Annotated in this window: 27 protein-coding genes; 13 read left to right on the forward strand and 14 right to left on the reverse strand. The window is 67.4% G+C overall.

Annotated elements, in window-relative coordinates:
- Positions 1-87 precede the first annotated feature (87 nt).
- Together IEY36_RS07755 and IEY36_RS07760 are read left to right on the forward strand one after the other, a co-directional pair.
- On the forward strand, positions 88-528 hold the full coding sequence (locus IEY36_RS07755) for a hypothetical protein (RefSeq protein WP_188966417.1): 441 nt from the start codon (positions 88-90) through the stop codon (positions 526-528).
- A gap of 135 nt (positions 529-663) precedes the next feature.
- Complete coding sequence (locus IEY36_RS07760; RefSeq protein WP_188966419.1) at positions 664-1,908, forward strand: ABC transporter substrate-binding protein; 1,245 nt, start codon at positions 664-666, stop codon at positions 1,906-1,908.
- Positions 1,909-1,929: 21 nt separating this feature from the next.
- Here the strand turns inward: IEY36_RS07760 and IEY36_RS07765 are convergent, their stop codons facing one another.
- Entirely contained in the window at positions 1,930-2,256 is a 327-nt protein-coding gene (locus IEY36_RS07765) for a hypothetical protein (protein ID WP_188966421.1), read from the reverse strand.
- A gap of 318 nt (positions 2,257-2,574) precedes the next feature.
- Between IEY36_RS07765 and IEY36_RS07770 the strand changes: the two genes are divergently transcribed.
- Positions 2,575-3,021: a hypothetical protein gene (locus IEY36_RS07770; RefSeq protein WP_188966423.1), complete on the forward strand. Its 447-nt coding sequence runs from the start codon at positions 2,575-2,577 to the stop codon at positions 3,019-3,021.
- A gap of 133 nt (positions 3,022-3,154) precedes the next feature.
- Here IEY36_RS07770 and IEY36_RS07775 read toward each other — a convergent pair whose 3' ends face one another.
- From IEY36_RS07775 to IEY36_RS07785, 3 genes are all read right to left on the reverse strand, one after another.
- Positions 3,155-3,316, reverse strand: a complete 162-nt coding sequence (locus IEY36_RS07775; protein WP_188966424.1) for a hypothetical protein — start codon at positions 3,314-3,316, stop codon at positions 3,155-3,157.
- Positions 3,317-3,334: 18 nt separating this feature from the next.
- The gene (locus IEY36_RS07780) at positions 3,335-3,625 is read right to left on the reverse strand and encodes a hypothetical protein (protein WP_188966425.1); all 291 of its coding nucleotides are present in this window, start codon (positions 3,623-3,625) and stop codon (positions 3,335-3,337) included.
- Between the two features lie 689 nt (positions 3,626-4,314).
- On the reverse strand, positions 4,315-5,097 hold the full coding sequence (locus IEY36_RS07785) for an enoyl-CoA hydratase/isomerase family protein (RefSeq protein ID WP_188966427.1): 783 nt from the start codon (positions 5,095-5,097) through the stop codon (positions 4,315-4,317).
- Positions 5,098-5,496: 399 nt separating this feature from the next.
- On the opposite strand from IEY36_RS07785, the gene IEY36_RS07790 reads away from it, so the two are divergent.
- Together IEY36_RS07790 and IEY36_RS07795 are read left to right on the forward strand one after the other, a co-directional pair.
- Positions 5,497-6,978 carry a SulP family inorganic anion transporter gene (locus tag IEY36_RS07790; protein ID WP_188966429.1) on the forward strand — a complete coding sequence of 494 codons (1,482 nt, stop codon included), beginning with the start codon at positions 5,497-5,499 and terminating at the stop codon, positions 6,976-6,978.
- A 265-nt stretch (positions 6,979-7,243) separates the two neighbouring features.
- Complete coding sequence (locus tag IEY36_RS07795) at positions 7,244-7,717, forward strand: VOC family protein (protein WP_188966431.1); 474 nt, start codon at positions 7,244-7,246, stop codon at positions 7,715-7,717.
- Positions 7,718-7,785: 68 nt separating this feature from the next.
- Here IEY36_RS07795 and eno read toward each other — a convergent pair whose 3' ends face one another.
- Together eno and IEY36_RS07805 are read right to left on the reverse strand one after the other, a co-directional pair.
- Positions 7,786-9,087, reverse strand: coding sequence for a phosphopyruvate hydratase (gene eno, locus IEY36_RS07800; RefSeq protein ID WP_188966433.1), 1,302 nt, complete (start codon positions 9,085-9,087; stop codon positions 7,786-7,788).
- On the reverse strand, positions 9,084-10,091 hold the full coding sequence (locus tag IEY36_RS07805) for a phosphotransferase family protein (protein WP_188966435.1): 1,008 nt from the start codon (positions 10,089-10,091) through the stop codon (positions 9,084-9,086). The genes eno and IEY36_RS07805 overlap by 4 nt, the downstream gene beginning before the upstream one ends.
- 142 nt (positions 10,092-10,233) lie before the next feature.
- Here IEY36_RS07805 and IEY36_RS07810 point away from each other — a divergent pair, with 142 nt between their 5' ends.
- From IEY36_RS07810 to IEY36_RS07840, 7 genes are all read left to right on the forward strand, one after another.
- Entirely contained in the window at positions 10,234-11,829 is a 1,596-nt protein-coding gene (locus IEY36_RS07810) for an ABC transporter substrate-binding protein (protein ID WP_188966645.1), read from the forward strand.
- 123 nt (positions 11,830-11,952) lie between these two features.
- Positions 11,953-12,921, forward strand: a complete 969-nt coding sequence (locus IEY36_RS07815; RefSeq protein ID WP_188966437.1) for a S1C family serine protease — start codon at positions 11,953-11,955, stop codon at positions 12,919-12,921.
- The gene (locus tag IEY36_RS07820) at positions 12,921-13,475 is read left to right on the forward strand and encodes a cupin domain-containing protein (protein ID WP_188966439.1); all 555 of its coding nucleotides are present in this window, start codon (positions 12,921-12,923) and stop codon (positions 13,473-13,475) included. The genes IEY36_RS07815 and IEY36_RS07820 overlap by 1 nt, the downstream gene beginning before the upstream one ends.
- Before the next feature lie 96 nt (positions 13,476-13,571).
- Complete coding sequence (locus IEY36_RS07825) at positions 13,572-14,906, forward strand: extracellular solute-binding protein (protein WP_188966445.1); 1,335 nt, start codon at positions 13,572-13,574, stop codon at positions 14,904-14,906.
- A 4-nt stretch (positions 14,907-14,910) separates the two neighbouring features.
- The gene (locus IEY36_RS07830) at positions 14,911-15,831 is read left to right on the forward strand and encodes a carbohydrate ABC transporter permease (protein ID WP_188966447.1); all 921 of its coding nucleotides are present in this window, start codon (positions 14,911-14,913) and stop codon (positions 15,829-15,831) included.
- Positions 15,831-16,658, forward strand: coding sequence for a carbohydrate ABC transporter permease (locus tag IEY36_RS07835; RefSeq protein WP_188966449.1), 828 nt, complete (start codon positions 15,831-15,833; stop codon positions 16,656-16,658). The genes IEY36_RS07830 and IEY36_RS07835 overlap by 1 nt, the downstream gene beginning before the upstream one ends.
- Before the next feature lie 56 nt (positions 16,659-16,714).
- On the forward strand, positions 16,715-17,020 hold the full coding sequence (locus IEY36_RS07840) for a hypothetical protein (protein WP_188966451.1): 306 nt from the start codon (positions 16,715-16,717) through the stop codon (positions 17,018-17,020).
- Here the strand turns inward: IEY36_RS07840 and IEY36_RS07845 are convergent, their stop codons facing one another.
- On the reverse strand, positions 17,021-17,554 hold the full coding sequence (locus tag IEY36_RS07845; RefSeq protein WP_188966453.1) for a carboxymuconolactone decarboxylase family protein: 534 nt from the start codon (positions 17,552-17,554) through the stop codon (positions 17,021-17,023).
- A gap of 120 nt (positions 17,555-17,674) precedes the next feature.
- Here IEY36_RS07845 and IEY36_RS07850 point away from each other — a divergent pair, with 120 nt between their 5' ends.
- On the forward strand, positions 17,675-19,096 hold the full coding sequence (locus tag IEY36_RS07850; RefSeq protein ID WP_188966455.1) for a M20 family metallopeptidase: 1,422 nt from the start codon (positions 17,675-17,677) through the stop codon (positions 19,094-19,096).
- 46 nt (positions 19,097-19,142) lie between these two features.
- Here IEY36_RS07850 and IEY36_RS07855 read toward each other — a convergent pair whose 3' ends face one another.
- The 7 genes from IEY36_RS07855 to IEY36_RS07885 form a co-directional block, all read right to left on the reverse strand.
- Entirely contained in the window at positions 19,143-20,345 is a 1,203-nt protein-coding gene (locus IEY36_RS07855; RefSeq protein WP_188966456.1) for an ABC transporter substrate-binding protein, read from the reverse strand.
- Positions 20,346-20,373: 28 nt separating this feature from the next.
- Positions 20,374-21,399 carry a branched-chain amino acid ABC transporter permease gene (locus IEY36_RS07860; RefSeq protein ID WP_229681203.1) on the reverse strand — a complete coding sequence of 342 codons (1,026 nt, stop codon included), beginning with the start codon at positions 21,397-21,399 and terminating at the stop codon, positions 20,374-20,376.
- Positions 21,400-21,402: 3 nt separating this feature from the next.
- Positions 21,403-22,275 carry a branched-chain amino acid ABC transporter permease gene (locus tag IEY36_RS07865; RefSeq protein ID WP_188966458.1) on the reverse strand — a complete coding sequence of 291 codons (873 nt, stop codon included), beginning with the start codon at positions 22,273-22,275 and terminating at the stop codon, positions 21,403-21,405.
- A gap of 9 nt (positions 22,276-22,284) precedes the next feature.
- Positions 22,285-22,995, reverse strand: coding sequence for an ABC transporter ATP-binding protein (locus tag IEY36_RS07870; RefSeq protein WP_188966460.1), 711 nt, complete (start codon positions 22,993-22,995; stop codon positions 22,285-22,287).
- Positions 22,979-23,767 (reverse strand): ABC transporter ATP-binding protein, encoded by a 789-nt coding sequence (locus tag IEY36_RS07875; protein ID WP_188966462.1) that lies wholly within the window; start codon positions 23,765-23,767, stop codon positions 22,979-22,981. Before IEY36_RS07875 ends, IEY36_RS07870 begins: the two co-directional genes overlap by 17 nt.
- Before the next feature lie 193 nt (positions 23,768-23,960).
- Positions 23,961-24,773: a DUF169 domain-containing protein gene (locus IEY36_RS07880; RefSeq protein WP_188966463.1), complete on the reverse strand. Its 813-nt coding sequence runs from the start codon at positions 24,771-24,773 to the stop codon at positions 23,961-23,963.
- 112 nt (positions 24,774-24,885) lie between these two features.
- Entirely contained in the window at positions 24,886-25,698 is an 813-nt protein-coding gene (locus IEY36_RS07885) for a DUF6065 family protein (protein ID WP_188966465.1), read from the reverse strand.
- Positions 25,699-25,726: the final 28 nt, after the last annotated feature.

Raw genomic sequence — 25,726 nt, forward strand, 5'->3', positions numbered from 1 at the left:
CGCCGCCATGCCGGACTTGCCACGACTCTGTCATATCGCGATGACACTCTCATATCGTTTAAGAGCGACTGGCATCCGGAGGGACCGATGCGACCTGTGACGATCAGCGCGATTCTGCTCGGCGTCGCCCATGTGGCGCTGGCGGGTGGGGCCGACGCCGCGATGCCGCGCATCGCTGGGGCGTCCATGGTGGCCACCGACGGTGCCGATGGCGGAACCGGCACGACGCTGGCGCGCGCCGGCGGCAACCCCTTCCTGGCGGTGCCGGAGGCACGCCCGTCGGCGCTGCTGCCGGCCGGGGACGGGGGCGAAGGCGGTCGCGGTCGCTGGCGCCGAGGCGGCTATGGGCCTCCGGGCTATTACTACGGCTGGGCGCCGCCACCACCGGTCTATTACGCGCCGCCGCCACCCCGGTATTATCGGCCGCCACCGGTCTACTACGCCCCGCCGCCGCCGGTTTATTATGCGCCGCCACCGCCGGTCTATTACGCGCCGCAACCCGGGGTGAGCCTGAACTTCCGCTTCTGAACCGCGCTTCAGCCATGCGCCGTCAGGCGCATGGCCATGCGATGGTCGCCCGTGGCCGCCGCGCTTGCGCCTGGCTGCAACCCATGCAACGGGCTGGATCGCAACCTCGAAGCACTATCGGGAGACGTCCAGACCATGACCATCGTGAACCGCCGCCAGATCCTGGCGGGGGGCGCCGTCGCCGGTGCCGCGACCCTGACCTCCGGCCGCGCCTGGGCGCAGGCCCATGACCAGGTCATCCGCATCGGCGTGCTCGCAGATTTCTCCGGCCCGTATCGCTCCACCTCCGGCCCGACCAGCCTCGCCGCCGCGCAGCAGGCGGTCGAGGACCTCGGCATGACCAATCGGGGCATCAAGGTCGAGGTCATCCAGGGTGACCACCAGAACCGCCCCGATGCCGCCCTCGCGCTCGCCCGCCGCTGGATCGACCAGGACGGCGTGGACATGATCTGCGAGGTGAACAATTCCGCCATCGCCCTCGCCGTCGCCAATCTGGTGAAGGATAAGGACAAGGTGCAGCTCGCCTCGGGCGCGGCCTCTTCGGCGCTGACCGGGCCGCAATGCACGGCGAACACCATCCAATGGACCTACGACACCTGGATGTTCTCGAATGTGGTCGGCGGTGCCTCGGTGCGCGCCGGCGGCGACACCTGGTACATGATCACCGCCGACTACGCCTTCGGCCACCAGCTCGAACGCGACGTCGGCGCCTTCGTGCAGAAGGCCGGCGGGCGCGTGCTGGGTTCGGCGCGCTACCCCTTCCCGGGCACCGCCGACTTCTCCTCCTTCCTGCTGCAGGCGCAGGCCTCCCGCGCCAAGGTGGTCGGCCTCGCCATGGCGGCGGCGGATATGGTGAACTGCGTCAAGCAGGCCCATGAATTCGGCCTGACGCGGCGCGGCGCGCAGCTCGCGGGCATGATCATGTTCGTACAGGACATCAAGGCGATCGGCCTCGAAGCCGCCCAGGGCATGCTGCTGTCGGAGGTCTTCTATCACGACCTCAACGACCGCACCCGCGGCCTCGCCCAGCGCATCCTCCGCCGCACGCCCGACAACATGCCGGGCCAGGAACATGCCGGCACCTATTCCTGCGTCATCCACTACCTCAAGGCGGTGATGGAAGTCGGCGTGGCGCGGGCCAAGGCGTCGGGCCTCGATGTCGTCACCATGATGAAGCGCATGCCGACCGATGACGACGCCTTCGGCCCCGGCCTGGTGCGCCAGGATGGTCGCAAGATCCACCCTGCCTATCTGTTCCAGGTGAAGACGCCGGCGGAAAGCCATGGGCCATGGGACTTCTACAATCTGAAGGCGACCGTGACGGGCGATGAGGCCTTCCGCCCGATGAACGAGGGCGGCTGCCCCCTGGTTCGCGGCTGACCGGGACGGCGCGGCGCCTGCTCAGGCAGCATCGAGCAGGCGCAGCGCCGCTTCAGGCCCGGCCAGGATCTCCGTCAGGCTGGCGAGGTCCGCCGGGTTCGCGCCCGGCGCGGCTCGCATCATGCCGAAGCCGTCGACGATGCGCCGCAGCACGGCGTCATGGGTCGGTCCGCCAACGAGTTGCCGGCCCGCCTGCTCCAGCCGCCTCAGCGCCCGCGCCTTGGTTTCCATCGCCTCCATGGCCTCGTCGGTTGGCGGGGCGCCGGACCGGGCCAGCGGTTCCAGTAGGCCGATCGTCGCACCATCGGTAAAGGCGTTGCGGCAGGCTTCGCCGACGTCGCGGCGCAAGGCGGCGATCCGCCGGCGCCGATCCGGTTGGCGGCTCGCCGAGCCGGGCCGAGCCTTGCGGGTCGGCGATCGTGATGTCCGAGTTGCAGCCATCGATCCAGCGATCGAGCATCCGCTCGGCCGCCCCGGGCGGGCCGATGCGCGCGGCGGCAGCGGCCGCCGCCGCGCTGCCTGGCTTGGCCGCCTTGAGCAGCAGGGTCGCAAGGATGGCCTCGGGCACCATCGGGCCCTCCGCAGCGGCGGCGGTGAGGGCGTCCTGCACCAGCACGTCCGGCGGCCCCATGGGTGGGCCAGTATCGCCGCCCACAACGGATCGGCATGGCGACAGACCCCGGCAGCGATCGTCATGACATGTTGGAAACCGGCCGCGTTCAGCCCCGTCGTTTCCCAGGAGTCGGGCTGCGCCAGGCCGGCGGCCACGCCGGCAGCGGCGCGCCAAAATCGCCGGCCTGCGGCATCGACAGTGCGCAGATCGGCGAAATTGCGCCCGGCGATCATCGCATCGATCGCGTTCGCTTCGGCGCCGATGGCGGCACTCACCGCCCCGGCAATCGGCAGAAGAGCGCTGCGCGGCAGGCCGCCATCCTGTCGGCGCCAAAGCAGCGCTTCGGTGATCGCGCCACGCAGCGGCACGAAGAGCAGCCTCGGCAGGCCGATCGGGCGCGGCGGCCGCAACTGGCGCAGCCGCGGCCGCACGGCATCAAGCAATCGGTCCGCCTCCCGCCGGTCCGCCATGGCGTCCAGCAGGGCGACGATGCCGGCTAGCGCCTTGTCGGATGCGGTGGCGACGGCGTGGGTCAGGCGGCGATGTTCCGCGGCGGTGACGAGTGTCACGCGGCCCGCGCCCGCAGCGTTCGTTACGCGCGACGGTGTCGAGCATGCAGCCGCTGCGCCATTCCTAATTGGCGCGCTCCACGCGGCGCAGCCGGTACGGGCGGTCCCAATTCTCGATGATTCCGAGCCATTCCTCGACCTCGCGCGGCATCGCCAGCATCGCCATTTCCCACAGCACGCCGCTGCGCAGGGCTGGGTCGGTATCGCGCCACAGCGCGCAGATCACCTGCCGCCCATCGAGCAGCTAGTCGGGCCGGGTCGCCCGTCTTGCGATTTCGGCCTGATCCTCCCGCCATGCCCGCAGAAGCGTGGGCGTGTCCGACCGCGTGCCATCGAGGTCCTTGAAGGCCGCCCCGGCACAGTTGAGCGTCAACCGCGCCGCATCGATGACGAGTATGGCCGCATGCTGTTCACGAGGGGCGACGGACTGCGCGATCCACAGCTCAATCTCCTGCACCATGCTCGCAAGTGACTGGGCAAGGCCGCGCATCCGCGACGTCGCACCGTCGTCGGGCACGCCGATGCCGGCGACCACGCCGGCGATCGACTTGAGCCAGGCGGCAATGATCTCGGCACTGACACCCAGGCGAGGGCGAATCGCGCGACGGCGCGGCGAGCACGGCTTTCGATATTGGCCGGCGTGTCGGCCTGTGGGGACACAACCGCTTCGTTGTACGATTCGGTGCGGCGGACCAGGTCGAGTAGCAGCAGGACGTTGGCAGGCATGCGGGCCGCCCCTTCGGCGCCGCGGGCCTGCGCGACGGCAGCGGCGGCGGCGCGCCCGGCCAATCTCTCCGTGGCCACGGCGCGGGCCGTTTCACATGCGAGCGACGGCGCGATGGCGGTCTGATCGCACAGCCTTTGCCACAGCCGCCTGCCATGCAGGGTGGGCGCACAGGCCTCGGGCAGGGCGCCCCAGCGGACAATGTAGAAGCCTCGTCCGCCGGAGGGATTGCCGATCACCACCTCCAGCCCCGACGGGGTGTCGGTCAGGCGGATGCGGGCGCCGAGCAAGAAGGGGGTGGTGAAGGGTACGATCACGCCGCGTTCAAGGAAGGTCGCCGCCTGGTAGGCGGCCGTGCCGAATCGCTCGAGCGTGTCTGTCCGGACCGTGGTCAGCGACCAGGATCATCACGCACCGATGGTAAGCCGGACGTGAGCGCCCGGTACGGCTCTTCCCTAAAGTGAATGCAACGTGGGTCCGGCCCGTCCGCTCGGGCGGCGTCAGCGCCCTTCGAAGACCGGCTTGCGCTTGGCGAGGAAGGCGCGGGCCGCGTTGCGGAAATCCTCAGTGTAGGCGAAGGATTCCTCGCGCACCCGGTCCTCGGCACTGATCGCGACCGTGCCGCGCAGCTTCTGCATCGCGTATTTGTGGAAGCGAGCTGAGAGGGGTGAACCCTGCGCAATCCGCTCCGCCAGCGCCTGGGCTTCGCCATGCACCGTGCCATCGGCGACCAGGCGCGACAGCAGGCCCTTCTCATGGGCTTCCTGCCCGGTCAGCACGCGGCCCTCGATCAGGATTTCGGCCGTGGTGGCATAGCCGCAGATCTGCAGGATCGGGTCGATCTCCTCGAAGGCGTAGAAGATGCCGAGGTTGCGTGCCGGGATGCCCATCCGCGTGGAAGGCGCGCCGATGCGGAAGTCGCACATCGTGGCGATGCCGCAGCCACCGCCCATGGTCCAGCCGGAACAGGCGGCGATGGTGGGATGGATGCAGCCGCGCACGGCCTGCAGGGCGTTGTGCAACTCGTGCCCATAGACCGCCTCGCGTTCCGGCGTGCCGCGCTCATGCTCGAAGGCGGCGATATCCGCCCCGGCCGAGAAGGCCTCGGTGCCCGCGCCGCGAATGACCACCGCGCGCAGCGTCTCGTCGGCGGACAGCGCCCCCAGCGCCTCCCCCAGCGCGACCCACATCGGCAGGTCGAGGCAGTTGCGCTTGGCCTCGCGGTCAATGAGGACGGTGGCGATGACGCCGTCGCGGGTGGTCTTGATCAGGTCGTGCGGCATGGCGCGGTTCTTGGAGCCCGTTCGAATGATGCGGCACCATCCCGCCCACCCTGCATCAGAATCCTGGAGGCGATGCCGGGTGGAGTACGGGTTGGTAGCGCACGGTGGAATGCGCCCCGTGGCACATTCTCCAGCGGTTCTTAGAAGGTTTCGCGCGGCGGCGGAACGCCAGGCGGGCGCCGTCGGCCATGACGGCATGTTGCACCGCAACAGCGGCCATGTGACCGTGCCGTGTGACCACGAAACAATCCAGCCCGAGCGACCGGCCGACGCCACCCTGAGGGCGCCCGCCCTGCGATCCCGCGTGCCTTGCCGCCCATCCGGGGCGGTGGGGTCCTGCCTGTCCTCCCGTATCCGCGCCCCGATCCCGCGCGCCTGCCGGTACCGGAAATCGAAGCCATGACCCTGAGCCAATGGCGCGCCGAATGGGCGCCGAAGATCACGCGTGACCTGCTGGCAGGCACCGTCGTCGCCCTCGCCCTGATCCCCGAGGCGATCGCCTTCTCCATCATCGCCGGGGTCGACCCGAAGCTCGGCCTGTACGCCTCCTTCTGGATCGCCATCGTCACTGCCATTACCGGGGGTCGCCCGGCGATGATCTCGGCGGCGACCGGCGCGACCGCCCTGGTCATGGTCACGCTGGTGCGCGACCACGGCGTCGACTACCTGTTCGCAGCCACGGTGCTGACCGGCATCGCGCAGATCATCGCGCGGTTCCTGCGGCTGGGGGACCTGATGCGCTTCGTCTCGCGCTCGGTCGTCACCGGCTTCGTCAATGCCTTGGCCATCCTGATCTTCCTGGCGCAGTTGCCTGAAATCGTCGGCCTGGGCTGGCAGGTCTATGCGATGGTCGGGGTCGGGCTCGCCATCATCTACGGGCTGCCGCGCGTGACGACGATCGTGCCGTCGCCGCTGGTGACCATCGTGCTGCTGACCGCCTTCACCATGGCGACCGGCGCCCAGTTCCACACCGTCGGCGACATGGGCCAGTTGCCGACCGACTTCCCCGGCTTCGCCCTGCCCAACGTGCCCTTCAACCTCGAGACCCTACGCATCGTGCTGCCCTATGCGTTGACGCTGGCGATGATCGGCCTGCTGGAAAGCCTGATGACCGCAGCGATCATCGACGAGATGACCGACACCACCTCCGACAAGAACCGCGAATGCAGCGGGCAGGGGCTCGGCAACATCGTCTCCGGGCTGTTCGGCGGCATGGCGGGCTGCGCGATGATCGGGCAATCGGTCATCAACGTCTCATCCGGCGGCCGGGGCCGGCTGTCCTGCCTGTGGGCCGGCGGCTTCCTGCTGTTCCTGGTGCTGGTGCTGGGCGATTGGGTGAAGCAGATCCCGATGCCGGCGCTCGTCGCGGTGATGGTGATGGTGTCGATCAACACCTTCCAGTGGGGCTCGCTGCGCACGCTGGTAACACATCCGAAATCATCGAGCATCGTCATGCTGGCGACCGTCATCGTCGTCGTCTTCACGCATGACCTGGCCAAGGGCGTGCTGGTCGGCGTCATCCTGTCCGGGCTGTTCTTCGCGCAGAAGGTGTCGCGCTTCTTCGGCGTCGCCTCCGCGCTGGATGAGGAAACTGGCACCCGCACCTACACCGTGACCGGCGAATTGTTCTTCGCCACCGCCGAAGCCTTCCACACCGCCTTCGACTTCCACGAGGAGGCCCGCGCGGTGGTGATCGATGTTCACGACGCGCATTTCTGGGACATCACCGGGATCAACGCGCTGGATCGAGTGGTGTTGAAATTCCGCCATCACGGGGTGCCGGTCGAGATCATCGGGATGAACCAGGCGAGCCGCACGCTGGTCGAACGCTTGGGGCGGCACGACAAGCCCGCGGCGGCGCTGCCGGCCGGCAGGCATTGAGGGACGGGGTGAAGGCGATCCTCCACCCCCCTCAGCGCATGCCGGGATCGCCCCGCCGGCGATCCAGGGCGTGACTTTGCTGTTGCATTGATACTGCGTCGGCCTGTCGGTTTCTGTCGCGCGCTTACGCCGCGTGACGCAGAGTTGATGGCCCGGTGGCACCGTTCGGGCGAGACGCGTGGGTCCTGAGCTGGCACCCTCAGTCGGACCAGACGATTGGTGAAACGAAGCCGGAACTTCGGCGCCAGAACGAATGGGACTCGCCATGGCCAAGAATACGATCTGTCTTTGGTACAACAAGGATGCTGAGGAAGCCGCCCGATTCTACGCCATGACCTTTCCCGACAGTGCGGTGACTGCCGTACTGCGGGCGCCTGGCGACTACCCGTCCGGGAAGCAGGGTGACGTCTTGACGGTCGAATTCACCGTCGCGGGTATTCCTTGCCTCGGCCTGAACGGGGGTCCCCACTTCAAGCACACCGAAGCCTTCTCGTTCCAGATCGCCACTGACGACCAGGAGGAAACCGATCGCTACTGGAACGCCATCGTCGGCAATGGCGGCCAGGAGAGCGAGTGCGGATGGTGCAAGGACCGCTGGGGGATTTCATGGCAGATCACCCCGCGCGTACTGATGGACGCCCTGGCGGCCGGTGGCGACGAAGCAAAGCGCGCGTTTGACGCCATGATGACCATGAAGAAGATCGACGTTGCCACGATCGAAGCGGCCCGACGCGGCTGAGGCGCCGATCCGTCAGCCGACCGGCTGGCGGGAGTGTCGGCGCGCTGCCCACTCAGGCCGCTGGGGATTTAACCCTGCGCTGAGCTGCGCGACCGCCCAAGCACCGCCCCGCCCGCGAAGCGCGCCCGCGCTCCCAGCCCTTCCTCGATGCGCAGCGCCTCGTTCCACTTGGCCATGCGCTCGGACCGCGCGAAGGAGCCGACCTTCAACTGCCCAACACCCCAACCGATGGCGAGATGGACGATCGTCACATCCTCCGTCTCGCCCGACCGCGCCGAGACGATGCCGGCGTAGCCGACCTCCTTCGCCGCCTCCCAGGCCGCCTTCGTCTCGGTCAGGGTGCCGCGTTGGTTCGGCTTGATCAGCACGGTATTGGCCGCACCGGCCTTGGCCGCCTCGCGCACACGCGCCGCGTCGGTGACCAGGAAATCGTCGCCCACCACCTGCACGCGATGGCCGACTTCCTTCGTGAAGGCGGCGAAGCCCGCGGCGTCATCCTCCGCCAGCGGGTCCTCGATCGAGGCGATGGGATAGGCATCGAGCCAGCCGAGCAGCATGCGGATCATGCCGTCCGTATCCAGTTCCCGCCCTTCCAGCCCGAGCCGGTACCGCCCGCCCTTGCCGAAATCGGTCGCCGCGATGTCGAGCGCGATAGCGACCTGCGCGCCCGGCTTGAACCCGGCGCGCTCGATGGCCTTCACCAACGTCTCCAGCGCCTGCTCATTGGCGCTGAAGGCCGGCCACCAGCCGCCCTCGTCAGCGACGCCCTGCAGCAGACCACGTTCCTTCATGATCGCGCCGGCGGCTCGATAGACCTCCGCGGTCCAGTCGAGCGCCTGCGCGAAGGAGGTCGCAGCCGGGCAGATCACCAGGAAGTCCTGGATATCGACACGCCGCCCGGCATGCGCGCCACCGCCGAGAATCTGGATCTGCGGCAGGGGCAGGAGCGTCGCCCCGTCGCCGCCGAGATACTTCCACAGCAGCATGCCGTTCGCATGCGCCGCGGCATGGGCGGCCGCCATCGAGACGGCAAGCGTCGCATTCGCACCGAGGCGCGATTTGTTCGCCGTGCCGTCCAGCGCGATCAGCGCCGCATCCAGCCCCGCCTGGTCGGCCGCATCCATGCCGGCGGCGGCGGGCGCGATTTCCTCATTCACCGAGGCGACGGCGCCTGTCACGTCGTAGCCGCCAAAGGCCGCGCCGCCGTCGCGGCGGTCGAGCGCCTCGCCGCTGCCCGTGCTCGCCCCGGCAGGGGCGATGGCGAGGCCGCGCGCGCCCCCGGCCAGGCGGATCTCGGCCTCCACCGTCGGGCGGCCGCGGCTGTCCCAGACGCGGCGTCCGCGGACAGACTGAATGATCGTGGAACTCATGCGTTGATTTCTTCCCCCCAGGCGGTCCGCACCGTGCGCAGGCGATCGGGCGGCGAGGACAGCAACGCCCGCGCCACGCGGCGCACGCGATCCTTGTCCTCTTCCCTGGTGAGGTACTCGACCGGGCTCTTGCCGTCCACGCGGGCGAGGAACAGCCCGGGCAACAACGAGGCGGCGCGGGCCTCGACCGTGGCGGGTGCTTCCCATGTCACGCAGGCAAGATAGGCGGTGGCCAGCACCTCGAAGCAATGCAGGAAATCGGGTGCCGCGGGCGGCGTCCACAGGCATTTCAGCAGCAGATGGTTCAGGCAGAAGGCCAGGTCGAAGGCTGGGTCGCCCCACCAGGCGCATTCCGCGTCGATGAAGATCGGGCCATCGGGACCGACCAGGATGTTCTTCGGGCTGACATCGCCATGCACCAGGGTAAGCTTGGTCGCCGCGGTGCGCGCGGCCAGTCCGACCAACGCGGGCGCGAGGTCGGGATGCGCGCGCGCCGTGGCGATCAGATAAGGCTCCAGCCGGATATCGTGGAACAGCGAGTCGGTGGGGAAATCCGCGGCGAGTTCGGGCCGCGCCGCGGCATAGGCGTGGATGCGCGCGATGCCGCGGCCCACCTCGCCGGCGAAGGCCGCATCAGCCTCGCCGTCGTGCAGCCTGTTCTTCCAGATGGGGTGCTGCTCGGGCGGCAGCCAAGCCATCGCCAATGTGCCGGTGGCTTCGTCCTGGCCGAGCAGGGCAGGGACCGAATGCGGTGCCGCGTCGTGCGCGCGGGCGAGCCAACGGGCCTCGTAGCGGCTGCGCACGATCGGTGCACGCCAATCCGCCGCCACCTTCAGCTTCGCCAGGGCGCGCTTGATGCAGACATGCCGACCATCCGGCAACACCACGTGCCAGATATCGGACGAAACGCCGCCCGAGAGCGGCATGCCGCGTGCATGGGCGCCCGGGGCCAGCAGTCCCATGGAGCGCAGGCCCGCGGCCATTTCTGCTGGAAGGCTTTCCATGTGGCGCGATGCTAGCGCAGGCTTGGCGGTGGGCGATACCTAAACGCGGATCGCTTTCGCGTGCGGTATCCGGCGCTCGCTGCTAGCCTCACGCAACAGGGAGTTCGGCCACTCACAGCCCAACAAGGGAGATCGTATGTCCATCAGTCGTCGTTCCGCTCTGGCACTTACCGGTGCCGGGCTTGCCGCAGGTTTTGCCGCGCCACGTCTTGCCCTCGCCCAGGACAGCAAGGTCCTGCGCTTCATTCCGCAGATCGACCTGTCCTTCCTCGACCCGCATTTCACCACCGCCTATGTGACCCGCGGCCACGGGCACATGGTGTTCGACATGCTGTACGGGTCGGATTCCGCCTTCAATCCGCACCCGCAGATGGTGGCTGGCCACACCATCGAGAATGACGGCAAGCTTTGGAACCTGACGCTGCGCCCGGGCCTTAAATGGCATGACGGCGAACCGGTACTGGCGAAGGATTGCGTCGCCTCCATCCGCCGCTGGGCGCGCCGCGACGCGCTGGGCGGCGCCCTCATGGAACGCACCGACGAACTAAGCGCACCGGATGACCGCACTATCCGCTTCAAGCTCAAGCGGCCCTTCCCGCTGCTGCCGGCGGCCCTCGGTAAGGTGACCTCGCCGATGCCGGCGATGATGCCTGAGCGGCTCGCCAATACCGACCCCTTCACGCAGATCACCGAGATGATCGGTTCCGGCCCGTTCCGCTTCGTCGCCAGCGAGCGCGTCGCCGGGTCGCGCAACGTCTATGTGAAATTCGACGGCTATGTCCCGCGCGAGGACGGTCCGCAGCAATGGAATGCCGGCCCGAAGCGCGTGCTGCTCGACCGCGTCGAATGGACCACCATCCCCGATGCCGCCACCAAGGTCGCCGCCCTCCAGCAGGGCGAGCAGGATTGGTGGGAGAACCCGACGCACGACCTGCTACCGCTGCTGCGGCGCAACCGGCAGGTCAAGATCGAGATCACCAACCCGACCGGCTCGGTCGACATGATGCGGCCGAACCACCTGCAGCCGCCATTCAACAATCCGGCGATCCGGCGCGCCATGCTGCACGCCTTCAGCCAGTCCGACTTCATGCAGTCGATCGTCGGCGACGACGCGCAGATGTACCATGTCCCGCACGGGGTGTTCTGTCCGAACACGCCGATGGCGAGCACGGCCGGGCTTGAGCCGCTGACCGGCCCGCGTGACCTCGCCAAGGTCAAGGAGATGCTGAAGCAGGCCGGCTACGCGAACGAGAAGGTCACCATTCTCGCCGCGACCGACTACACGCAGTTCAAGGCGATCGGCGAGGTGATGGCCGACGTGATGGGCCGCATTGGCATGAATGTGGACTATGTCGCGACGGATTGGGGAACCATGCTGTCGCGGCGCAACAATCGCGGGCCGGTCGACCAGGGCGGCTGGTCCTGCTTCAACACGGGCTGGGAGGGCGCCGACCACATGGACCCATCCAACCACTATGCCATTCGCGGCGATGGCGACCAGCGGTCGGGCTGGCCCGGCTGGTGTGTCAGCCCGAAGCTCGAGGAACTGCGCGACGCCTGGTTCGAGGCGCCGAACCTCGCCGCGCAGCAGGAAATCTGCCGGCAGATGCAGGTGCAATGCATGGTGGACGTGCCGTCCATCCCGCTCGGCCAATACCTCCAGCCAACCGCCTATCGCACCAATGTCACCGGCGTGAAGCCGGGCTTCCCGACCTTCTGGGGCGTCCAGAAGAGCTGAACCGCCGGGGCGGCGGGCCTGCGCGCCCGCCGCTGCCGTACCTTTGCCGCGCGGCCTCTCCGCGCGGCAAAGGTATCATGCTAGAATTGACGCGTCGTGACAGCGAGGCGCCGGCAGACAGGCATGAGCAAGGACGAGTTGGACATTCCAGAACATCTTCGCCCCGACCCATCGGAATGGTCCTTCGACATCGACGAGACCCTGTCGCGCGTCGTGACGCTGCGCAGCCATGTGCCGGCGGATGCCTTCACCACCCGCGCCCTGGGCACCGAGCGCGAAGGCAGCGGCGTCGTCATCCGCGACGGCCTGGTGCTGACCATCGGGTATCTGGTGACCGAGGCCGAGCAGATCTGGATCACAACCGCGGATGGCCGCGTGGTGCCCGGCCACACCCTGGCGATCGACCAGGAAACCGGCTTTGGCCTGGTGCAGGCGCTGGGCAGGCTCGACGTGCCGCCGGTCGAGCTGGGCGACAGCGAGGCACTGCGCGTGGGCGCGCCGGTGCTGCTGGCCGCCGGCGGTGGCCGTGCCCAGGCGATCAGCGGCAAGCTCGTCGCCCGCCAGCCCTTCGCCGGCTATTGGGAATACTTGATCGAGGACGCGCTGTTCACCGCGCCGGCCCATCCCTCCTGGGGCGGTGCGGGGCTGTTCGGGCCTGACGGCAAGCTGATGGGCATTGGCTCCCTGGTGCTGCAGCAGGGCGAGGAAGGCCGGCGGCTCGACCTCAACATGGTGGTGCCGGTGCATCGGCTCTCGCCGGTGTTGAACGACCTCGTGACCTTGGGCCGGGTGAACCGGCCGGCACGCCCCTGGCTCGGCCTCTATGCCACCGAGGATGACGAGGGGGTGGCGATCGCCTCCCTCGCACCGGGTGGCCCGGCCGAGAAATCCGGTGTGCGTAGCGGCGACCGGGTGCTGAGCGTCGATGGCGCCGTGGTCACCGACCTTGCCGAGATGTGGCGTGCCGTCTGGGGCTGCGGCAATGCCGGGGCGATGGTGAAGCTGAAGCTCGGCCGCGCGCGTGGGTCGCGGGAGATCGCGGTGGTCTCGGCCGACCGCACCAGCTTCCTCAAACATCCGCGGATGCATTGATGCCGCGCGTGCTGGTCGTCCCGCCCGGGCAGGGCGAACAGCATTGGCAGCCCCAACCGGCCAATGGCTGGGTCGAATTGCTGACCACGCCCCGGCTGCCGGGTGCACCAGCGGGCTTCTCTGCCGGGCTCCAGGAATTGCCGCCGCTCGGCAAGATCCGCGAGCACGCCCACCCGGCGCAGACCGAGATTTTCTGGATCGTCGAGGGCGAGGCGCTCGCACGTCTCGATGGCGTGGTGCGGCGCATCACGGCGGGTACCTTCATGGTCGCGCCGCCGCATACCCGCCACGGCTTCATCAATGATGGCGGCGGGCCGTACCGCATGCTCTGGATGCTGGTGCCGGCGGGGCTTGAGGATTTCTTTGTCGCCATCGGCAAGCCGAAAGTCCCGGGGGCGGTGGACCCAACCCCCTATCCGCGCCCAGCCGACACCGGGGCGATCGAGCTGTCCACCGTCTTCGAGACACTGGACCCGCCACCCGCGCCGCCCTGGGACACCGCGCCGATCACCGACCCCGCCGTCCTGGACAGGCTGCGCCGCGAGGCGGTCTGACTGCCGAACGTCTTGCGGCGCCACCGCTTCGGGCCGAACATGCGTGCCGGGATAAAGGGCAGGCGACGAATCGCCGCCTACACCGGAGGAAACAACATGACCCGTGGCATCACGCGCCGCACGGCGCTCGCGGCCGGCGCCGGCTTGCTGGCGGCCCCGCCCCTCGTGCGCGAGGCCAATGCCCAATCCGCCTTCGACTGGAAACGATTCGCCGGCCAGAGGATCGAGGTCAGTCTGACCGCCAATCCGCGAAGCCAGATACTGATCCAGAACCAGCGCGAATTCGAGGACATGACCGGCATCCGCGTCGGTGCCGAGGCGATCCCCGAACAGCAGCACCGGCAGAAATTCGCCATCGAATTCGCCTCGGGCCGGCCGTCCTTCGACGTGGTTGGCATCAGCCTGCATGTGAACAAGCGCCAAGTCGGCAAGGCGCGCTGGTGCACCGACATCCGCGCGCTGATGGCCGACCCGGCCATCACGGCCCCTGATTTCGATTTCGCGGATTTCGGCGCCGGCGCGGTGGCCTACTCCACCCAGTCCGATGGGCGGATGGATACGCTGCCCGAATTCACCGACTACTTCATCCTGTACTACAACAAGGAACTGCTGGCGGCGCAGAACGTCGCACCGCCGGCGACCTACGACGAGATGTATGAAAGCGCCCGGCGGCTGAATGATTCGCGACGGCAGATCTACGGCAATGTCGGCCGCGGGCTGCGCAACGCCAATGTCGTGCTGTGGTCGTCCTTCCTGCTCGGCACCCAGCAGCGCGACTGCATCAATGCCGAACGCCAGCTGATCACCGACACGCCGGATGCGATCTGGGCCGGCGAATTCTACAAGAAGCTGCTGCGCGACTGCTCGCCGCCCGGCGTCTCAGGCTTCAACTGGAACGAAAGCCAGACCACCTTCATGCAGGGCCGCGCCGCCTTCTGGCTCGATGGCGTCGGCTTCGCCGCCCCGCTTGAGGACCGCGCGCGTTCGCGCGTCGCCGGCAAGGTCGGCTACGCCGTGGTGCCACGCGGCCCGGCGCATCATCACTGCGCCATGTTCGGCACCGGCTTCGGCATCGCCGAGGCGAGCCAGAAGAAGGGCCCGGCCTGGCTTTACCTGCAATGGGCGACGAACAAGACCAACCAGCTGCGCTTCCTGACCTCCGGCGCGGGCTCGCCGGCGCGGACCTCGCCCTATCGCAATGAGGAGGCGATCAGCCAGTCGCGCTTCTCGCGCGAGTTCTTCGCCACGCTGGTCGAGAGCGCGCGCATCAGCCGCCCCGGCCTGCCAGAGATCGTGCCCGTCACCGAATTCCGCGACACCATCGGCGCGGCGCTGACCAGCACGATCGGCGGCGCCGATGTGGCGACGGAACTCAAGCGCGCGACGGATGCCTTCCGCCCCGTGCTCGAACAGTCCGAGCGCGCAGGCTGAGGCGATGGCCGGCAGCACGACCACGCTGGATGGCGCGGCGGCGGGCACGACGCCCCGCCGCCGGCGCAACTATGCCCGCCAATACTGGTGGTTCGTGGTGCCTTGCGGGGCGGTGGTGCTCGGCACCATCGTCTTTCCCTGGGTCTTCACGCTGTACATGTCACTGCACGACTACCATCTCGGCGGCGGGCAGACCTTCGCGGGGCTCGACAACTACCGCAAGCTGATCGCGGATGAGCGCTTCCTGTTCTCCATCATCCGCACGCTTTACTTCACCGCACTGGCGGTGGTGATCCCGATGGTGCTCGGGCTGCTGGCCGCCCTGGCCTTCCATCGCAAATTCCCGATGCGCGGGCTGGCGCGAACCGTCTTCATCCTGCCGATGATGGCAACGCCGGTCGCCGTCGCGCTGGTCTGGACCATGATGTTCCACCCGCAGCTCGGCGTGCTGAACTGGCTGTTGCAACAGGTCGGCCTGCCGCCGTCGCTGTGGGTCTATTCGCCCGACACCGTCATTCCCACTCTGGTGATGGTCGAGGTCTGGCACTGGACGCCGCTGGTGATGCTGATCCTGCTGGGCGGCCTCGCCTCGCTGCCGGTCGACCCCTATGAGGCGGCGAAGATCGATGGCGCAACGCCGGTGCAGGCCTTCTGGCACATCACCCTGCCGCTGCTCGCCCCGTTCCTGGTGGTGGCGCTGATCATCCGCACCATCGATGCGCTGAAGGCCTTCGACACCATCTACGTGATCACCCAGGGCGGGCCGGGCACGGCGAGCGAGACGATCAACATCTTCCTCTATCTCCAGGCCTTCGCCTACTACAACCTCGGCTATGCCAGCGCCGTCGTGGTGGTGTTCTTCGCCATCATCATCCTGCTCGCGATGGTGCTGCTGTGGACCCGCGCGCGGGTGAGGAACGCGTGATGCGCAAGCTCAAGCGCTTCGCGTGGAACATCAGCTTCGGCTTCGGCGTGCTGATGCTGGTCGCACCCGCCATCAGCGTCTTCCTGTGGATGCTGTCGTTGTCCCTCAAGACGGAGCTCGACAACACCGATTTCCCGCCAGTCTTCATCCCCAACCCGCCGGTGCTCGACAATTTCATCGCGGTGTTCGAGCGCAACGACTTCGTAAAATACGCGATCAACTCGGTGATCGTCTCCTTCACCGCGACCGGCCTCGCCATTCTGTTCGGCGTGCCGGCGGGCTACGGCATCGCCAAGATGCGAGCGACCAACGCGGCCGTCGTCATCCTGATCGCCCGCATCACGCCCGGCCTGTCCTACCTTATCCCGCTGTTCCTGCTGTTCCAATGGATCGGCCTGACCGGCACCTTGGCGCCGATCATCGTCACCCACCTGGTCATCACCGTGCCCATTGTGGTCTGGATCATGATCGGCTTCTTCGAGGGCCTGCCGGCCGAATTGGAGGAAGCCGCCCTGGTCGACGGCGCGACCATCTGGCAGGCCTTCCGCCACGTGGCGATGCCGCTCGCACGGCCCGGCATCACGGTGGCGACCATCCTCGCCTTCATCTTCTCTTGGAACAACTTCATCTTCGCCATGGTGCTGGCGGGGCGGGAGACGCGCACCCTGCCGGTCGCGGTCAACAACATGCTGACCTTCGAGCAGATTTCCTGGGGCCCGCTGTCGGCCGCCGCGCTGCTGGTGACCGCCCCGGTGCTCCTGCTGACGCTGCTGGCGCAGAAGCAGATCGTCGCCGGGCTGACGGCCGGCGGCGTGAAAGGCGGCTGACTCGCCTTTGCAATGGTGCCTAACCTGCCTATGTTCGAATGCATAAGGAGGCTGCCATGTCCCTGCATCGCATTCCGCCCCCCATCCGCTTCATGCTCTTGCATGGGTTGGTGGGTTTCGGCCTCTCGGCCATGTTCGTGGCGGCGGTGCTGTGGGCCGATCCGGGCGGCGTGGGGCAACTGATCCTCAAGCATGGCGGCTTCCCGGTGGTGGCCATGCTGTGGTTCTTCAGCGGGCTGACCTTCGGCTCGGTGCAGATCGGCGCGGCAGTGATGCTGCAGGACGGCCAGGATGACGCCCCGCGTGGCGGCCACCGGCAGCGCCTGGAATCCGTGTCGGTGCCGGTGCGCGTCCGCCGCTGATCAGGCCTCTTCCTCCTTCTCGATGCCGAGGACGGAGGAGAATCGGTTGAAGAACCCCGTGAGGGTGATGCGCAACGTCAACTCGACGATCTGCGCATCCGTGAAGTGTTCGCGCAGCGCACGAAACAGCCGTTCCGGCACGCGATGGCTATCCTCCCAGGCCGCGACCGAGAACGCGATCACCGCCCGGTCGCGCTCGGTCAGCGCCGGGTGGTCGCTGCCCGCCGGCAGGCCGGCCACCACCTCGGGCGGGATGCCCTCCACCGCCAGATAGGGCTGGTGGTGGCCGATGCAGTAGTCGCAGGCATTCAGCTTCGAGACGACGACGATGGCCAGTTCCAGGCAGCGCCGCGGCAGGCTGCCCGCCGCGCGCAACTCCATCAGCATCGGCATCAGGTGCCGCAATGCCGCCGGCACATGGGCAAACACCTCCAACTGGCCCTCGAAGGGCCCATAGGTGGTCACATAGCGGTCCCAGATGGCGCTGAGTTCCGGCGCAAGATCTTCGGAGCGAAGCAGTTGGACGCGCGGCATGGGGCAGGCTCCTGGCGATGGGCGCGATGCTGATGCGCGCCAGGGGTGCCTGTCCAGCGCTGGACCTTCGCGCCGTCACGCGCGAGAGTCCCGCCAGCACAGCCCCTGAGGATACTGATCATGCGGAACACGGAAGAAATCTGGCGTCTGGTCGATGCCAAGGCGCCCGACGCCATCGCCATGGCCGATCGCGTCTGGGGCATGCCCGAGCTCTGCTACGCCGAGGTGAAGTCCTGCGCCGAACACACCGCCCTGCTGGAACAGCATGGCTTCCGCGTGACGCGCGACGTCGCCGGCATCCCGACCGCGGTGATGGGTGAAGCGGGCGAGGGCGGTCCGGTCATCGCCATCCTCGGCGAATATGACGCGCTGCCGGGCCTGTCCAACGAAGCCGGCGTCGCCGAGCACAAGCCGCTGCCGGGCGACGGTTCGGGCCATGGCTGCGGGCACAACCTGCTTGGCGCCGCCTCGCTGCTCGCCGCCTCCGCGGTGAAGGACTGGCTCGCCGAGAACGGCATCAAGGCGCGCGTGCGCTACTACGGCTGCCCGGCCGAGGAAGGTGGCGCCGCCAAGGGCTTCATGGTCCGCGCCGGCACCTTTGATGATGTGGACATGGCGATCTGCTGGCACCCGGCCGCCTTCACCGGGGTAAATGAGGCGGTCTCGCTCGCCAATACGCGCATCGATTTCAGCTTCACCGGCCGCTCCTCCCATGCCGCCGCCGCGCCCGAACTTGGCCGCTCGGCGCTCGACGCGGTCGAGTTGATGAATGTCGGCGTCAACTACATGCGCGAGCACATGCCGTCCGACGCGCGCATCCACTACGCCTATCTCGACGCTGGCGGCATTGCGCCGAACGTCGTGCAGGGCACCGCCAAGATCCGCTACCTGATCCGCGCCAAGGACCTGGTCGGGTTGAACCAGCTCGTCGCGCGCGTGCGCAAAATTGCCGATGGCGCGGCTCTGATGACCGAGACGAGCGTGACGACCAAGGTGGTCAGCGCGGTCTCCAACCTGCTCGGCAACACGCCGCTGGAGCAGGCAATGTACGACAACATGATCCGTCTCGGCGCGCCGGAATTCGACGAGGCCGACCGCGCCTATGCGCGCGAGATCCAGAAGACGTTGTCGGATGAGGACATCGCCACCGCCTTCCGTCGCCATGGTCTGAAGGTGGAGCGCGACAAGGCGCTGTGCGACATCATCGTGCCGCTGGATGCCAAGGGCGGCGGTGGCGTCGGCTCGACCGATGTGGGCGACGTCTCCTGGGCGGTGCCGACGGTGCAGGCGCGTGGCGCGACCTATGCGATCGGCACGCCGGGGCATTCGTGGCAGCTGACGGCGCAGGGCAAGTCGGGCATCGCCCATAAGGGCCTGGTGCATGTCGCGAAGATCATGGCGGGCACCGCGGTCGATGCCATCCAGAACCCGGCGCTGCTCGCCGCCGCCAAGGCCGACCACAAGGCGCGCACCGATGCGCACCCCTATGTCTGCCCGCTGCCGCCGGATGTGAATCCGCCGATCAAGATGTCGGCGGACTGACCCTCTTGGCGAGGCCGCGCGGCATGGCGCGGCCTCGCATCGTTAGTCAGACGTTGGCACCTTCGATGACGTCGCCGAAGCGTTCCCAATGCTCGCCGCTCCACTTCTGCAACTGCATCTGGCGGATCGGGTGGAAGTTGGTCGGGCTGGTGTTCACCTTGATGCCCGGCAGCAGCAGCGGCACCTCCAAGTCATGCAGATTGGCGACCTGGCGCATGATGTTCTCGCGCGAGAAGTCGCCCTCGCACTGCTTCAGCACCTGCAGCATCGTCGTGCTGGCATTGAAGGCGGTGGCGTAGCCGCTGTCGGTGATGTCGCCTTCCGGCAGGTACTTCCGCATCCATTCGCGCCAGCTTCGCATGCCGGGATCGTTGGCCCAGGTCGCGTCGGTGATGTCCTTCTGATAGGCGGAGGTGATGATGCCGATGCCGCGCTCCGGCCCGGCCGGACGCATCACCGCGGCGATCGAGATCGACACATTCGACAGGAAATGCATCGGGTGCCAGCCGATATCATGTATCTTGCGAATGGTTTGCGCCGCGAATTTCGGCGTCGCCGCGGTGACCATCACATCGGCGCCGCTGCCCCGTAGGGAGACGACCTGTGAATCGACGGTCGGATCCGTCACCTCGTAGGACGCCGTGGTGACCATGCCATCGAACCGGCTGCCCAGCACGTCCTTCACGCCGGTCACGTAGTCCTTGCCGAAATCGTCGTTCTGGTAAAGCAGCGCGATCTTCGCGTTCGGCTTCTGCTCCAGCATGTATTTGGCGTAAATCTGCGCCTCGGTCCGGTAGCTCGGCTGCCAGCCGATGGTCCAGGGTGTGTCCTGGTAGTTGCCCCACTTGTCCGCGCCCGTCGCGAGGAACAGATGCGGTACACGACGCTGGTTGGTGTAGCGCACGATCGCCGAATTCGACGGCGTGCCGAGCGTGTGGAACAGCAGCGCGACATGGTCCTGCTCGACCAGCCGACGGGTCTGCTCCACCGCGCGCGGCGGGCTGTAGCCGTCATCGTAGCTGATGAAGTTGATCTGCCTTCCGCCGACACCGCCCTGGTCGTTGACCATCTTGAAAAAGGCGGCGTCGCCACGGCCGATCACGCCATAGGCGGAGGCCGGCCCGCTATAGGGCATGAAGTTGCCGATCTTGAGCTCGGTCGCCGTAACGCCGACCGTGACCGCATGCCCAAGCCGCGGCACGGCCAGCAGCGCCGCCGACGAAGCCAGAAGAGTGCGCCGTTGCATCATTGTCGTTGTCCTCCCTTGAAAGTTTCGTTCAATCCTGCCGGCGCTTGCGGAACAGCGCCGCGATGCGGCGCGGGAATCCGGCGAAGCCTTGCGGCAGCAGGTACAAGAAGAAGATCAGGATGACGCCGTAGATGACCCCGGGTGCCGCGCGCGACACGGATTCGGCGACGTTCGGCAGGAACACGATGAACAGCCCGCCAAAGATCGGCCCGACGATCGACCCGACGCCGCCCACCACCATGCCGACGAACAGATTGATCGACAGTTCGACGTTGAAACTGTCCGGCGCCACATATTCCACTGCGATGGCGCTGAGCGCGCCGGCCAGGCCCGTGATCCCCGCGCTCAGCGCGAAGGTGCGCGTCTTGATGCGGGCGATATCCATGCCCATCGCCTCGGCGGCTGTCGGATGGTCGCGAATGGAACGCATGGCACGTCCGATCCGGCTGTGCAGCAGGTTCGCCATCATCAGGAACAGCAAGGCGGCGAGCGTCAGCACAAACAAGTACAGGTACTGGTCATTGTTGAGCCCGGTGAATTCCGGCGCGTCGGGCTTCACCAGGAAGGTGCCCTGCACGCCGCCGGTCCAATCCTCCACGCCCCTATACTTCAGGATTTGCGGCACCGCGACGGCGAGCGAGAAGGTCGTCAGCGCCAGATACAGCCCGCCGAGGCGCAGCGCCGGGAAGCCGACACCGAATCCGAGCACGCCGCACACCACCGCCGCGATTGGCAGCGTCTCCCAGTAGGGCATGTCGAAATGCGTCATCAGGATCGCGGTGGTATAAGCGCCGACCGCATAGAAGGCGCCGTGCCCGAGCGAGATCTGACCATTGAATCCGGTGACGATGTTCAGCCCCAGGATGGCGATGGCATAGGTCCCTGCCAGGGTGAGCTGGAACAATTGGTAGCTGCTGGCGAAGGCGATCGGCACCGCCGCCGCCATCGCGAAGGCGAGCAGGATGATCGCCGCGCGCAGCAGGTTCACCCCCGGTGCGACCGGCACCACCTCCGTACCGAGCGTGCCGCCGATCGGCTGTTGGCTCGTGCTCATGGCTCAGACCCTGCTCTGCACGACGCGCCCGAACAGGCCGGATGGTTTGACCAGCAGCACGCAGATGATGATGACCAGCGCGAGGGTGAGCTTCAGCTCCGTCCCCACCAGATAGGCGCCGCCGAGATTCTCGATGACGCCGACAGCGAAGCCGCCGATCACCGCGCCGCCCGGATTGTCGATCCCACCGAGCAACGCACCTGCAAATGCGTAGAGCAGGATACCCAGCATCATGTTGGGTTCGAGGAACACCACCGGCGCGATCATCATCCCAGCGATCGCGCCGATCGTCGCCGCCAGTCCCCAGCCCAGCGCCAGCATCCACCCCACCCGGATGCCGACCAGCTTGGAGGAACTGGCATTGAACGCCGCCGCGCGCATCGCCAGCCCGAGCTTGGTGTAGCGAAAGAACACGAAGACCAGCCCGAGCACGACCAGCGTCACCGCCGTCGAGCCGAGTTCATGCCCCGAGACGAGCCCGCCGAGCAGCGGCGTGTCCGATTCGAACGGCGAGGGGAAGGATTTGATGGTGTATTCGAACATCCACCCCATCGCGTTGCGGAACACCAGCAGCAGGCCGATGAAGACGCCGACATTCGCGAGCACGGAGGCATTGTGCATCGGCCGCAGCAAGATGCGTTCGGTGAAGACGCCGATGCCGAAGGAGATGACCAGCGTCGCCGCGAAGGCGACCCAATAGGGCAGCCCCGCCTGGATCAGCGTCAGCGCGATGTAGGTCGAGAAGGTCGCCATCTCGCCCTGCGCGAAGTTGAGATGATGCGTCGACTGGTAGATCATCACCAGCGCGAGCGCGACGGAGGCATAGATGCCGCCCGTGGCGATGCCGGCGATCAGCTGATGGGCGAGTCCCTGCATGGTCTTCCCTCAGTAGCCGAGATAGGAACGGCGGATCTGTTCGTCCTCGCGGATCTCATGCGCCGGGCCGGAGACGACGATGCGCCCGGTCTCCAGCAGATAGGCGCGGTCCGCGACATCGAGCGCGAGATTGGCGTTCTGCTCGACGATCAGGATGCCTACGCCCTGCGCCTCGCGCACCCGGCGCAGGATGGTGAAGATGTCCTGCACGATCAGCGGTGCGAGGCCGAAGCTCGGTTCATCGAGCAACAGCAACCGCGGCCGCAGCAGTAGCGCGCGGGCGATCGCGAGCATCTGCTGCTCGCCGCCCGAGAGGGTACCGGCCTGCTGCTTCCAGCGCTGCCGCAGGCGCGGGAAATAGCCGAACATCAGCTCGAAATCGGACTCGACTTCGCGATCCCTGCGGATATAGGCACCGAGGCGAAAATTTTCCTCGACCGTCAACTCCATGAAGGTGCCGCGCCCGTCCGGCACATGCGCGACGCCGCGCCGCGCGATGTCCTCCGTGGCCTTGCCTTCGATCCGCTCGCCAGCGAGATGCACCTCGCCCTCGGTGCGGACCATGCCGCATACCGCGCGCAGCGTCGTCGTCTTGCCTGCGCCATTGGCTCCGAGCAGAGCCGTGACACCGCCCTGTTCGACGGTGAGATCAACGCCGTGCAGCACGCGCGTCTGGCCATAGGCAGCATGCACGCCGCGCAGTTCAAGCAGCGCGCTCATGCGGCGCCTCTCCCAGATAGGCCGCGATCACGTCAGGGTCGTTGCGAACGTCATGCGGCGTGCCGTCGGCGATCTTCCTGCCGAAATCGAGCGCCACGACCTTGTCGGAGACATTCATCACCAGGTTCATGTGATGCTCAACCAGCAGGATGGAGAGGTTGAACCCCTCCCGCACACGGCGCAGCAGCCCCGCAAGCTCATCCACCTCGCCGTGATTGAGCCCGGCGGCAGGTTCATCGAGCAGCAGCAGCCGCGGCTGGCCGATCAGCGCGCGCGCCATCTCGACACGCTTCTGGGTGCCGAAGGGCAGCGAGGCGACCGGCACCTCCGCCACCGCGGTCAGGTCAAGCATGGCCATCAACCGTTGCGCCTCGGCATCCAGCCTGGCGGCCTCGCGCCCGACCCATGGCAGATGCAGTCCGCAGGCGATGAAGCCCGCGCGGCCGAGATGATGCGCACCGGCCAACACATTGTCGCGTACCGACAGGCTGCGGAACAGCGCGAGGTTCTGGAAGGTGCGCCCGATGCCCAGGCCAATCATGCGATGCCGTGGCTGGCCGGTGACCATCTCGCCGCGAAACCGGATATCGCCTTCATTGGGCTGGTAGATGCCGCTGATGCAGTTGAACAGTGTGGTCTTGCCGGCGCCGTTGGGGCCGATCAGCCCGCAGATCTGCTGGTCATCGACGGCGAATGACACGCCGCCGACGGCGGTGACGCCGCCGAAGCGAACCACGATGTTGCTGACTTCGAGAAGTGCGACGCCGCTCATCCAGCCGCCCCATGACATGGGGTCAGGGCAACAGGCTGACGCGCGCACACGCCATGTTTGGCGAGACGACGCATGTTATCCTCCCTGGCTGTCGCCCTCTCTTTCGGGGGCGACTTCGCTCAGGTGCCCATAAGACCGGGCAAGGGGGGCGTGGCGCAAGCACTAACCTGCCGCGCCATGCCTTTGTCCGCGGTCAGCTCTTGCCGGCGTAGGACTTCGCCATGCCCTCGCCGGGATCGGCCTGCGGGCCATAGGGCATGATCGGATAACGCAGCCCGGCCTTGGACAGCCCCAGCAAGCCCTCGACGGCGATGGCGAGATCAGCGGGTGGCAAGGCCATCAGCATCTCGTCATCGGCGACGCCGCCGTATCGGCGTTCGGCGTAGCAGGGGATCGACAGCGACGGCGCACGATCGCGCAGCGCCTTGCCCCAGGAATCGGCGCAGGCACTCTCCCCGGTGACGGAGAAATCGAAACGCTTGTAGGTCTTCCACTGCAATCCGTTGATGAACAGGATCATCTGCGCGGGGTTTGCATAGAACAGGCAGATGTCCGGCGGGTCGAGCCGCGCCGAGCGCAGCGGCGAGACCACCAGCCCGGCGTAGCGCGGCGGCACGCGCGGCATCTCCGCCTGGTGCTTCGCCGCCGCCTCGCGATTCTCGAACCAGACGCCCTCGAATTTGCGGCCCGAGAGATAGAGCTCGGACGGCTCGTTCAACCCGATCACGCCGCCGCAATTGGAAAAGCCCGGCACATTCGCGGTGGTGATGCCCATGGTGAAGCCGGCGATGCGCGCCTGCGTCACCAGCTGGCAGGTCGAGAAGGTCTTGCCCTCGGTCGGGCGGCGCAAGCCGGGGACCTTCGCCATCTCCTCGGCATCGGCGAACAGCTTCATGCCGATGGGAAAGGTGCGAAGTCGCAACAACTCGGTGAGCTGCTGCGCGAGTGCCGCGACCGCCTTGGCATCGAGCGGCGGGGCGTCGGCGATTGTCGGGGCGTCATTCATGCTCGTTTCCTCCTGATGCCCGGGATGATGCCCCGATGCGGCCAGGAGGCAAGAACGGGTGAAGCCGCCGGTCCGCGCGAACCGACGGCTTCGACCTCACCGGCACGTGGGATCAGACGGCCGGCGCGGCCTCGCGGGCCGCGGCCATGGCGGCGAAGGGGCAGCCCTGCCCACGGCGCTGGCGGCGGATCTCGGTGGCGTAATGGCCCGGCTTGTGCTCCTCGGCGTTGGCCGGGATCACCACGCTGTCGCGATAGGCATCCCATTCCGCATCGCCCCACTGGGTGAAGGCGTCGGTGGTTGTGGAGGAATTCATCACCGCGTCGGCATAGGCGAATTGCGGGATCGGCTGGACCTGCAGGATGGGGCGGAGCTGATTGATCTCGACCACCGTATCGGTGCGGGTCATCCGGATATTGGTGAACAGCGGGCCGAACCACTTGTCGAATTCAACGACGCCTTCGAACTGCTCATAGGCGGCCGGGCGCGGCAGGTTGGCCGGCGCACGCGACAGCAGCGACCATCCCGGCGCGGTGCGCACGAACAGGCCGGTCCACATCTGCACCACGCCAGGTTCCGGCAGGCCGGTCAGGAAGGGCGGCGAGAAGCCGCGGACATCCTCCGGCACTTCCTCATCGAAGCGGGCGCGGAAATGCGGGTACTGCACGGCGCCGAGGCCGAGCGGCATCCATTCATGCTCGAGCTCTTCACACGTCCAAAGGACCTCGTGCCCGTCGAACATCAGCGAGAAGTCGAGCGGGGCGGTGATGTGCCAGCCGAAGCCGGAAGCACTGGTGACCGCGTCGCAATAGCGGAAGGCGCGCGTCGGCAGGCCGCCGAGGGCCGACCGATCGGCTCGCTCGGGCGCCGGGATCCCGGGGATCAGGCGATGGAAGGCAACGATCGGGGTGCGGTCCTGGGACATGCTGCTGGTCCTTGGCGGCGCGATGATT

The sequence above is a fragment of the Neoroseomonas lacus genome (genome assembly GCF_014644535.1).
Lineage (GTDB): Bacteria > Pseudomonadota > Alphaproteobacteria > Acetobacterales > Acetobacteraceae > Neoroseomonas > Neoroseomonas lacus.

Coding starts and splice junctions, on each gene's coding strand:
- IEY36_RS07795 (WP_188966431.1), top strand. CDS start 7,244: ATGGCCAAGAATACGATCTGTCTTTGGTACAACAAGGATGCTGAGGAA.
- IEY36_RS07875 (WP_188966462.1), bottom strand. CDS start 23,767: ATGAGCGGCGTCGCACTTCTCGAAGTCAGCAACATCGTGGTTCGCTTC.
- IEY36_RS07865 (WP_188966458.1), bottom strand. CDS start 22,275: ATGCAGGGACTCGCCCATCAGCTGATCGCCGGCATCGCCACGGGCGGC.
- IEY36_RS07830 (WP_188966447.1), top strand. CDS start 14,911: ATGGCCGGCAGCACGACCACGCTGGATGGCGCGGCGGCGGGCACGACG.
- IEY36_RS07860 (WP_229681203.1), bottom strand. CDS start 21,399: ATGAGCACGAGCCAACAGCCGATCGGCGGCACGCTCGGTACGGAGGTG.
- eno (WP_188966433.1), bottom strand. CDS start 9,087: ATGAGTTCCACGATCATTCAGTCTGTCCGCGGACGCCGCGTCTGGGAC.
- IEY36_RS07840 (WP_188966451.1), top strand. CDS start 16,715: ATGTCCCTGCATCGCATTCCGCCCCCCATCCGCTTCATGCTCTTGCAT.
- IEY36_RS07790 (WP_188966429.1), top strand. CDS start 5,497: ATGACCCTGAGCCAATGGCGCGCCGAATGGGCGCCGAAGATCACGCGT.
- IEY36_RS07770 (WP_188966423.1), top strand. CDS start 2,575: ATGGCGACAGACCCCGGCAGCGATCGTCATGACATGTTGGAAACCGGC.
- IEY36_RS07785 (WP_188966427.1), bottom strand. CDS start 5,097: ATGCCGCACGACCTGATCAAGACCACCCGCGACGGCGTCATCGCCACC.
- IEY36_RS07885 (WP_188966465.1), bottom strand. CDS start 25,698: ATGTCCCAGGACCGCACCCCGATCGTTGCCTTCCATCGCCTGATCCCC.
- IEY36_RS07820 (WP_188966439.1), top strand. CDS start 12,921: ATGCCGCGCGTGCTGGTCGTCCCGCCCGGGCAGGGCGAACAGCATTGG.
- IEY36_RS07760 (WP_188966419.1), top strand. CDS start 664: ATGACCATCGTGAACCGCCGCCAGATCCTGGCGGGGGGCGCCGTCGCC.
- IEY36_RS07835 (WP_188966449.1), top strand. CDS start 15,831: ATGCGCAAGCTCAAGCGCTTCGCGTGGAACATCAGCTTCGGCTTCGGC.
- IEY36_RS07855 (WP_188966456.1), bottom strand. CDS start 20,345: ATGATGCAACGGCGCACTCTTCTGGCTTCGTCGGCGGCGCTGCTGGCC.
- IEY36_RS07870 (WP_188966460.1), bottom strand. CDS start 22,995: ATGAGCGCGCTGCTTGAACTGCGCGGCGTGCATGCTGCCTATGGCCAG.
- IEY36_RS07805 (WP_188966435.1), bottom strand. CDS start 10,091: ATGGAAAGCCTTCCAGCAGAAATGGCCGCGGGCCTGCGCTCCATGGGA.
- IEY36_RS07880 (WP_188966463.1), bottom strand. CDS start 24,773: ATGAATGACGCCCCGACAATCGCCGACGCCCCGCCGCTCGATGCCAAG.
- IEY36_RS07755 (WP_188966417.1), top strand. CDS start 88: ATGCGACCTGTGACGATCAGCGCGATTCTGCTCGGCGTCGCCCATGTG.
- IEY36_RS07825 (WP_188966445.1), top strand. CDS start 13,572: ATGACCCGTGGCATCACGCGCCGCACGGCGCTCGCGGCCGGCGCCGGC.
- IEY36_RS07845 (WP_188966453.1), bottom strand. CDS start 17,554: ATGCCGCGCGTCCAACTGCTTCGCTCCGAAGATCTTGCGCCGGAACTC.
- IEY36_RS07850 (WP_188966455.1), top strand. CDS start 17,675: ATGCGGAACACGGAAGAAATCTGGCGTCTGGTCGATGCCAAGGCGCCC.
- IEY36_RS07815 (WP_188966437.1), top strand. CDS start 11,953: ATGAGCAAGGACGAGTTGGACATTCCAGAACATCTTCGCCCCGACCCA.